General features: G+C 62.4%; 8 protein-coding genes and 1 tRNA gene. 2 read left to right on the top strand and 7 right to left on the bottom strand.

Annotation, left to right across the window (positions count from 1 at the left end):
- Positions 1–23 precede the first annotated feature (23 nt).
- Positions 24–308 (bottom strand): type II toxin-antitoxin system RelE/ParE family toxin, encoded by a 285-nt coding sequence (locus BM052_RS14085; protein ID WP_091147890.1) that lies wholly within the window; start codon positions 306–308, stop codon positions 24–26.
- On the bottom strand, positions 305–583 hold the full coding sequence (locus tag BM052_RS14080; RefSeq protein ID WP_091147911.1) for an antitoxin of toxin-antitoxin stability system: 279 nt from the start codon (positions 581–583) through the stop codon (positions 305–307). The genes BM052_RS14085 and BM052_RS14080 overlap by 4 nt, the downstream gene beginning before the upstream one ends.
- Before the next feature lie 247 nt (positions 584–830).
- Between BM052_RS14080 and BM052_RS19555 the strand changes: the two genes are divergently transcribed.
- Positions 831–1274 carry a hypothetical protein gene (locus tag BM052_RS19555; RefSeq protein ID WP_143084850.1) on the top strand — a complete coding sequence of 148 codons (444 nt, stop codon included), beginning with the start codon at positions 831–833 and terminating at the stop codon, positions 1272–1274.
- A gap of 261 nt (positions 1275–1535) precedes the next feature.
- On the opposite strand, the gene BM052_RS14075 is transcribed toward BM052_RS19555, so the two are convergent.
- The 4 genes from BM052_RS14075 to cpdR all read right to left on the bottom strand — a co-directional run bounded on the left by BM052_RS14075 (position 1536) and on the right by cpdR (position 3763).
- Complete coding sequence (locus BM052_RS14075; protein WP_091147889.1) at positions 1536–2198, bottom strand: CPBP family intramembrane glutamic endopeptidase; 663 nt, start codon at positions 2196–2198, stop codon at positions 1536–1538.
- Between the two features lie 243 nt (positions 2199–2441).
- Positions 2442–2933, bottom strand: a complete 492-nt coding sequence (locus BM052_RS19550; RefSeq protein WP_143084849.1) for a hypothetical protein — start codon at positions 2931–2933, stop codon at positions 2442–2444.
- A 268-nt stretch (positions 2934–3201) separates the two neighbouring features.
- Positions 3202–3276, bottom strand: a tRNA-Val gene (locus tag BM052_RS14070).
- Positions 3277–3388: 112 nt separating this feature from the next.
- Complete coding sequence (gene cpdR, locus BM052_RS14065) at positions 3389–3763, bottom strand: cell cycle two-component system response regulator CpdR (RefSeq protein ID WP_091147887.1); 375 nt, start codon at positions 3761–3763, stop codon at positions 3389–3391.
- A 153-nt stretch (positions 3764–3916) separates the two neighbouring features.
- Here cpdR and BM052_RS14060 point away from each other — a divergent pair, with 153 nt between their 5' ends.
- The gene (locus BM052_RS14060; RefSeq protein ID WP_091147910.1) at positions 3917–4894 is read left to right on the top strand and encodes an N-formylglutamate amidohydrolase; all 978 of its coding nucleotides are present in this window, start codon (positions 3917–3919) and stop codon (positions 4892–4894) included.
- Positions 4895–4904: 10 nt separating this feature from the next.
- Here BM052_RS14060 and BM052_RS14055 read toward each other — a convergent pair whose 3' ends face one another.
- Positions 4905–6404 carry an efflux transporter outer membrane subunit gene (locus tag BM052_RS14055; RefSeq protein ID WP_091147886.1) on the bottom strand — a complete coding sequence of 500 codons (1500 nt, stop codon included), beginning with the start codon at positions 6402–6404 and terminating at the stop codon, positions 4905–4907.
- Between the last annotated feature and the right edge of the window lies 1 nt (position 6405).

Raw genomic sequence — 6405 nt, 5'->3', positions numbered from 1 at the left:
CGGTTCCAAACCGTCAGGCCGCGTTAGCGACCTGAACCAGCCGCTTTGAGCGGCTCACATCGTAAAGCCCCCGGCTCTGCCGGGGGATACTTACTCTCATAAACCAACCGGTAGCTGCTGTGCGGCGTGAGTTCGCGCGTTCCGAGCACTTCGCCTTCGTGGTCCAGCATCGGAAAATCGGCAAGTCGGGCAACGGTCTCGCTGAACAGGTCATCAATCCTGACGGCGGCGTCGCCATCGCGCGACAGGAGATAGTCCCATATATCGGCGCGATCCTGCCGCGCCTCCGGCGTCCAGAGAACTTTCACGCTTGATTGGAAACGCGCGCGCGGCGGTTGGCGAATTCCGCTTCAACCTCGTCATTGCCAAGCCCTTGGCCCGCCTGCATCGACGTGCGAGCTAGAACCACCTTGCGCTCGACAAAGGCACTATGCGCACGCTTCATACGTTGGCGCTCGACAAATTCGCGCATGAGTTCCCGCACGACCTGGGAGGCCGGTCGATGCAGGGCCTCTGACTCGGCCATGAAATCTGCCCGTAGCTCGGCTTCCAGCTTCATCGTGAAAACTGCTTCTTTGCCCATGATCGCAGCTCCGCTGAGTAATGACATGGTGTATACGTTATCATTACCTTAGCTGCAAGCCAAGCGAGCGTCTTTCAAGAACGTGCATGGCTCATGCTGACCAAAATCAGGCCATTCCGGTCGCGACTGCCGGAAGACCCTGTCAGCAATGCCGGTGTGCTGCCATCATGTGTTTTCCGTCAGGGTAAAGCTGCCGGTCGGCTAGCGCCCACTTGCGGACGCTTCCTTGTAAGGTGATGGTGCGCGAATGATCCGCAAGATAGTCGCTGCGATGCTCCTCGGCACTTCCTTAACTGGCTGTTCCTACAGCTACGATCTAATCGTGGAAGTGCGGAACGGGCAGGTCACAATCGATGTCGATCCTGCTTCGCCCCAGCACCCTACGTGCTTACGGCGGATTGAAGTCTCGGCAGAGGACGAGCGAACCGCCTCTTGGCAGGAAAGCGCCAGCTACGACGATGACTGCGCTAATAAATTCCCGCTGCCGTACGGTCGCCGTTTACTTGGCACGCACCAGCCGGATAGCCCGCAAGTAGCTGCTAAACCTCTGCGGCGTGAGACAATTTACGAGGTGACGGCAACGACAGGAGCGACCGGATACGGCGGTGGTCGATTTATCATTCATGCCAACGGGAAGGTCGAAAATCTTCCACCGAAGCTGCTTCCTTCGGGCACAGGCGACGGCAGCTAACCACCCATCTCAGTCATTCACCGATGCATGACAATCAGGTGTTTTTCGGCACGGTGGGTTTCGGGCCGTCCATTCTGGCTGTGGAACGACCGGCAACGCTGCCAAAGCCCCGGTGACAGACACGTCGGTGCATTCGGAAAGACCGGTCTCCGGTTAAAATGTTGAAAACCTGCCCTTCACGTGAACGTTCGACCACTCCTGGCATCTGCCCTTCCCGGCTGGACGACGGCAAAGTTGGGGGGAGCGGGCGTTGCTCGAATCTCAAACCATTGTCGCTTCATCTTGTGTCGCAGCAATTCGACGTGCGGCCAGATAGCCGATAATTGGCAGCGCGATATGAATGATGATGAGCCACCACAAGCTCGAAGTCAGTGCGTAACCGATTGCAAAGAGGAAAGCGGCCACAATGCTTGGAAAGCTCTCGCGGAAGTTTTTCCAGCCATGAGCCAGACCGTATGCAAGGCCAGAACAGAAAATGGCTATTGGAAGGCCGACCAATGGCGTCAGCCACCAAAGCAGGTAACCTCTGTAGAGCAGTTCCCACGCAAACCCGATCAATGGCGTCATAACGAGGAAAAGCGTCAGCTCTTGAAAATTTTCCGGAAATATATCAGCCGCTTGACGGCGATCGCCTCCTTGAATCTTAGGCTTTGCGAGCATTGTCGACAAGGTCAGTCCGCCGACCAGACATAGCGATATAACTAACCCGATGTATCCTCCGGATTCCAGATGAGTTCCAATGCCAAGCGCGGCGGCAGTTACATGCTCGGCGTGCGACACAACCACCAAACCAAGCAAGAGGGCAAGCGCTCGGGCAATCGTCAGGCGGTATCTCGTTGTTCGAGGTCTGACTGGTTTCTTGCGCAGCGTGCGCCAAAGCGCCTCTCCTGGGACAAGAAATAGCAGGATGAGCCCAAGAATCATGGAGAGATCCAATTCTTTACCTGCCTTCCGTTAGTTGCCTTCATTCGCGAGTACTATGGATCCAATGTTGGCAACGTCGGCGGAGTTGGAAAGGTCACCTGCTGATTAAAATTTTGAAATGCTGCCGTTCGCCTGAACGGTCGACTGCTCCCGGCGTCGGCATTACCGTGCTGGGCGACGGCGAAGTTCGGGAGGAGCGAACTGCCCAAATTCGGTCTTGAGAGCGAGTAGCCGTCACCGGTGTTATTCGCCGTGCTGCTCCCATGGCACACCGCCCGGCTGACGATCTGGATCATAGTAGCCCGTTTGCTTAGGGAAGATGATCAGCGCCAAAACCCCTAACACGGGCAAGGTCAGAAGCACCAGCGCGAGCCAAGTCAATCCACGTGCAAGTGACCCTGAAACGGCTCGCGAAGCGACTAGTAGAAGCGGAGCTCCGAAAAGTGCCAACGGCGCTAGCCAAGTCCATGGTTCCGCACCCGGAAGGATAAATTCCCAAAAGCTGAAGTGCGCGGCGTTGAACGCCAATCCCAGAGTTGCCGCCGCAACCACGCCACAGAGAAGAGCGGCGACAGTTTCCAACTTGACTATCATGGATTGAAAATGGCCAAATTCGCGGTTTGAAGCAATGTCGTCCTTGTCGGCGCATCCGGAAAGACAGGTTTTGGCTGAAAATCCCGGATTGTGGCCATCGGCAGCCCGGGATCGAATTGTCCACTCGGCCGGGTAAATCATCCTGGGCTTGCCCCGGGGCGGCGCGGAGGGTTGCCCTGGATTGCGTCGACGGCTTCGCCGCTTCGCAGCGACGAAAGGCGGGAAGGGGTTTGCTATTAACGATTCAAAGAGCACGGCACCGGGTTCGTATGGGCACTGTGTCATGCTCGGGCGATGTAGGAAAATGGATTTTGCGGTGCTTCGCGCGAAAATCGCGGAATGCCGCGGGGCACAGGAAAAACCCCGTCAAGTCCTTGGACTTACGGGGTTTCTGGCGGGGTTCCTGGAATGGTGGGCGTAGCAAGGATTGAACTTGCGACCCCTACGATGTCAACATAGTGCTCTACCACTGAGCTATACGCCCATTCCATTCGAGCGTTCCTTGCGGGGTGACCCGCTTGGAGGTTGGCCCTTTAGCCTCGGGATTCTATCGATGCAAGCGGCTTTGGACAGGAAAATTCATGGTCCCGGCGCGCCTACAGCCTGGCGTGTTCGGTCAGGCCGAAAACGCGCTGCACTTCCATCACGATGTCGCGCAGGTGGAAGGGCTTGGACAGCACCTTGGCCTGCGGAGCCTCGCGGCTGGCGCGCAGCGTGACGGCGGCGAAGCCGGTGATGAACATCACCTTGGTCATCGGCGAAATTTCGGCGCAGCGCTGGGCGAGTTCGATCCCGTCCATTTCCGGCATGACGATGTCGGAAAGCAGCAGGTCGAAGTCCTCGGTTTCGAGATAGGGCAGGGCGTCGCTGCCCCGGTCGACGGCGACCACATCGTAACCGGCATTCTGAAGCGCCCGCGCCAGGTAAGTGCGCATGGCATGGTCGTCTTCGGCTAGGAGGATGCGGATCATCGCCTTGGTATCCAGATTGTCGTGTGCGACGGTGGTTGTTTGTTTCGGACCCTGTCCATAACGCGTTACGGGTTAATATTCTCGCCCGGATTTCGCACTGACCGGGAACGGGACGCTTTGACTCGACAAGATGAAAAGGACAGCTTGGCGATCATGATCGAGCGTTCGGGCGAAAGCGATTCGCAGGGCAATTTGCAGGGCAACGTGCACAGGGAGGCAGGGGGATGGATCCCGGGCGCACCGGGGATTCCCGCCTTCGTCCTGCATGCCCGGGAACCTTCGGCGATACCGGTCCTGATCGCGGTGCCGCACGGCGGCCGGGCTTATCCGAGCGCGCTGCTTCACGACATGCGGCATTCGGGATCGGTCGTGCTGCGGCTGGAGGACCGTTTTGTGGACCGGCTGGCGCAGGGCATCGCGCGGGCGACCGGGGCCAATCTCCTGGTGGCCAACGCGCCGCGCGCGATGATCGATCTCAACCGGGCGCCGGACGATGTCGACTGGGACATGTTCGCCCGTGCGGAGCGCCCCGAAGGCGCGGCGGGCGTGCCCAGCCGGCGCGCGCGCAGCGGTCTTGGCGTCATCCCCCGGCGGCTGCCCGGGACCGGGGAGCTGTGGCGGCGGCGGCTGGAAAGCGCGGACCTTGCGGACAGGATCGAGGGTATCCACGCCCCCTATCACGCGGCGCTCGCGCAGGCGCTGCTGGCCTTGCGCGAACGATGGGGCGCGGCCCTGCTGATCGACCTGCATTCGATGCCGCCCTTGCCGGTCCGCGCCGGGACGGCGACGCCGGAAGTGGTCGTCGGCGATCGATTCGGCGCCGCCTGCCATGGCAGCCTGGTAGCGACGGCCTTTTCGCAGCTTGCCGAATCGGGCCGGGAAGCGGCGCACAACCGGCCCTATGCCGGGGGGTACGTGCTGGAGCGCCATGCCGATCCGCGCGGCGGAATCCATGCGCTGCAGCTGGAGATCGACCGCAGCCGCTATCTCGACGCCGATCTCGTCGAGCCGGGACCGGGCATGGCGGCGATGATCGAGGACTTGAGCGTGCTGGTGCGTCAACTGGCGGCGATGGTGTCCGACCTGGGCCAGGAAGCCAACGGCAAGGGCTGGCCCCTGGCGGCGGAATAGGCTTTCGCGATCAGGGTTTCGGCGAAGGGCGCGGGGCCGGTTCTTCCGGACCGTGATCGACCCATCCGCCCGCCGTCGCGACATAGAGCCGCGCGACGTTCTGATACTGCCGGATCCGGGTATCGAGCAGCGAGAGCCTGGCGCGTTGATAGGATCGGCTGGCGTCGAGGACTTGCAGGATGCCGCTGTTGCCGACCTGGAAGCTGCGCCGGGAAAGGTACAGCGATCGGTCCGCGACTTCCGCCGCCTCGTGCCGCGCGGTCAATTCGCGGCTGTCGCTGTCGAGGGCCGAAAGCAGGCCCGAGACTTGGCCGAAGGCCTCGGTCACCGTCTGCTGGTACTGGGCGGCGGCGGCGCGGGCTTCGGCTTCGGCGCCGCGCTTGTTGGCCTTGAGCGTGCCGCCGTGGAAGATCGGCGCCGTCACGCCCGCGAAGATGTCGAAGGCGTTGAACTTGCTGCTGGTGATCCGGTCGGGTTCGGAAGTTGACTGGGTGATGGTGGCCCCCAGGGTCAGGTTCGGATAGAGGTCCGCCGTCGCCATGCCCACCGCCGCGATCGCGGCATGCAGCCGGGCTTCCGTTTCCAGGATGTCGGGGCGCTTGCGGACCAGCGCCGATGGCAGCGCCACCGGCACGCTTGCGGGCAGCACGAAGTCGTCGAGGCTGAAATCGGTCGGGCCGAGTTCGGCCGGCGAGATTCCGAGCAGCACGGCCAGCATCGCCCGCGCTTCGGCAAGCTGCTGTTCCTGCGAGGGCAGGTCCGCCCGGTCGCCGGCAAGCTGGCCTTGCGCGCTCAGGACCTCGACCAGCGTGCCGGCGCCGGCATCCTGGCGCGCCCGCGTCAGCGAAACGTTGCGCTCGTCCTCGGCCAGCAGGGCACGTTCGGTTTCGATCCGGTCGTTGAGGGCGGCGATCGCCAGTACTTGCGCGACCACCCGGCCGGTGAGCACGAGGTGCGCCGCCTCGGTCGCGCGCGCCTGGGCCTCTGCCAAAGCCTGCGCCTGTTCGAGCGCGCGCCGGTTCCTGCCAAACAGGTCGAGATCGTAGGAGACGCCGCCGCCCACGGTATAGAGATCGAAGCGCGGGTTGGAGATGCCGGCGTCGGCCAGTCCGTCGAAGCCGAACGAGCCGAGGTTGACTTGCTGGTACTCCGCGCGTCCCTGGAGATCGACCTGGGGCAGCCGCTTTCCGGCCATGGCGGCGATTCGTTCCCGCGCCTTTTCGAGCGTGGCGCGGCTGGCGGCGAGGCTGTGGTTGCCGGCCAGCGCCCGCGCCACCAGCGCGTCGAGCTGGGGCGAGGCGAATGCCTTCCACCATTGCGCCGCGGGCCCATCGCCGAGATCGGCCCGGCCACTGTTGCCATTACCGCCGCCATCGGCGTAGCCGGCGTCGATCGAAGGCGGCGCGGGCGGCGTGAAATTCGGCCCCGCCGCGGTGCATCCGCCGACGAGCAGGAGCGGGGCCAGAAGCGGGGCCAGGAGGGCGGCCGGGAAGGCTGGGGGGCGTTTCATG

Source organism: Novosphingobium sp. CF614 (assembly GCF_900113255.1).
Classification (GTDB): Bacteria; Pseudomonadota; Alphaproteobacteria; order Sphingomonadales; family Sphingomonadaceae; genus Novosphingobium.
Note: the sequence above shows the minus strand (reverse complement) of the source record. Positions and strands in the feature narration are given on the sequence as shown.

Coding starts and splice junctions, on each gene's coding strand:
- BM052_RS14080 (WP_091147911.1), bottom strand. CDS start 583: ATGGGCAAAGAAGCAGTTTTCACGATGAAGCTGGAAGCCGAGCTACGG.
- BM052_RS19555 (WP_143084850.1), top strand. CDS start 831: ATGATCCGCAAGATAGTCGCTGCGATGCTCCTCGGCACTTCCTTAACT.
- BM052_RS14075 (WP_091147889.1), bottom strand. CDS start 2,198: ATGATTCTTGGGCTCATCCTGCTATTTCTTGTCCCAGGAGAGGCGCTT.
- BM052_RS19550 (WP_143084849.1), bottom strand. CDS start 2,933: ATGATTTACCCGGCCGAGTGGACAATTCGATCCCGGGCTGCCGATGGC.
- cpdR (WP_091147887.1), bottom strand. CDS start 3,763: ATGATCCGCATCCTCCTAGCCGAAGACGACCATGCCATGCGCACTTAC.
- BM052_RS14060 (WP_091147910.1), top strand. CDS start 3,917: ATGATCGAGCGTTCGGGCGAAAGCGATTCGCAGGGCAATTTGCAGGGC.
- BM052_RS14055 (WP_091147886.1), bottom strand. CDS start 6,404: ATGAAACGCCCCCCAGCCTTCCCGGCCGCCCTCCTGGCCCCGCTTCTG.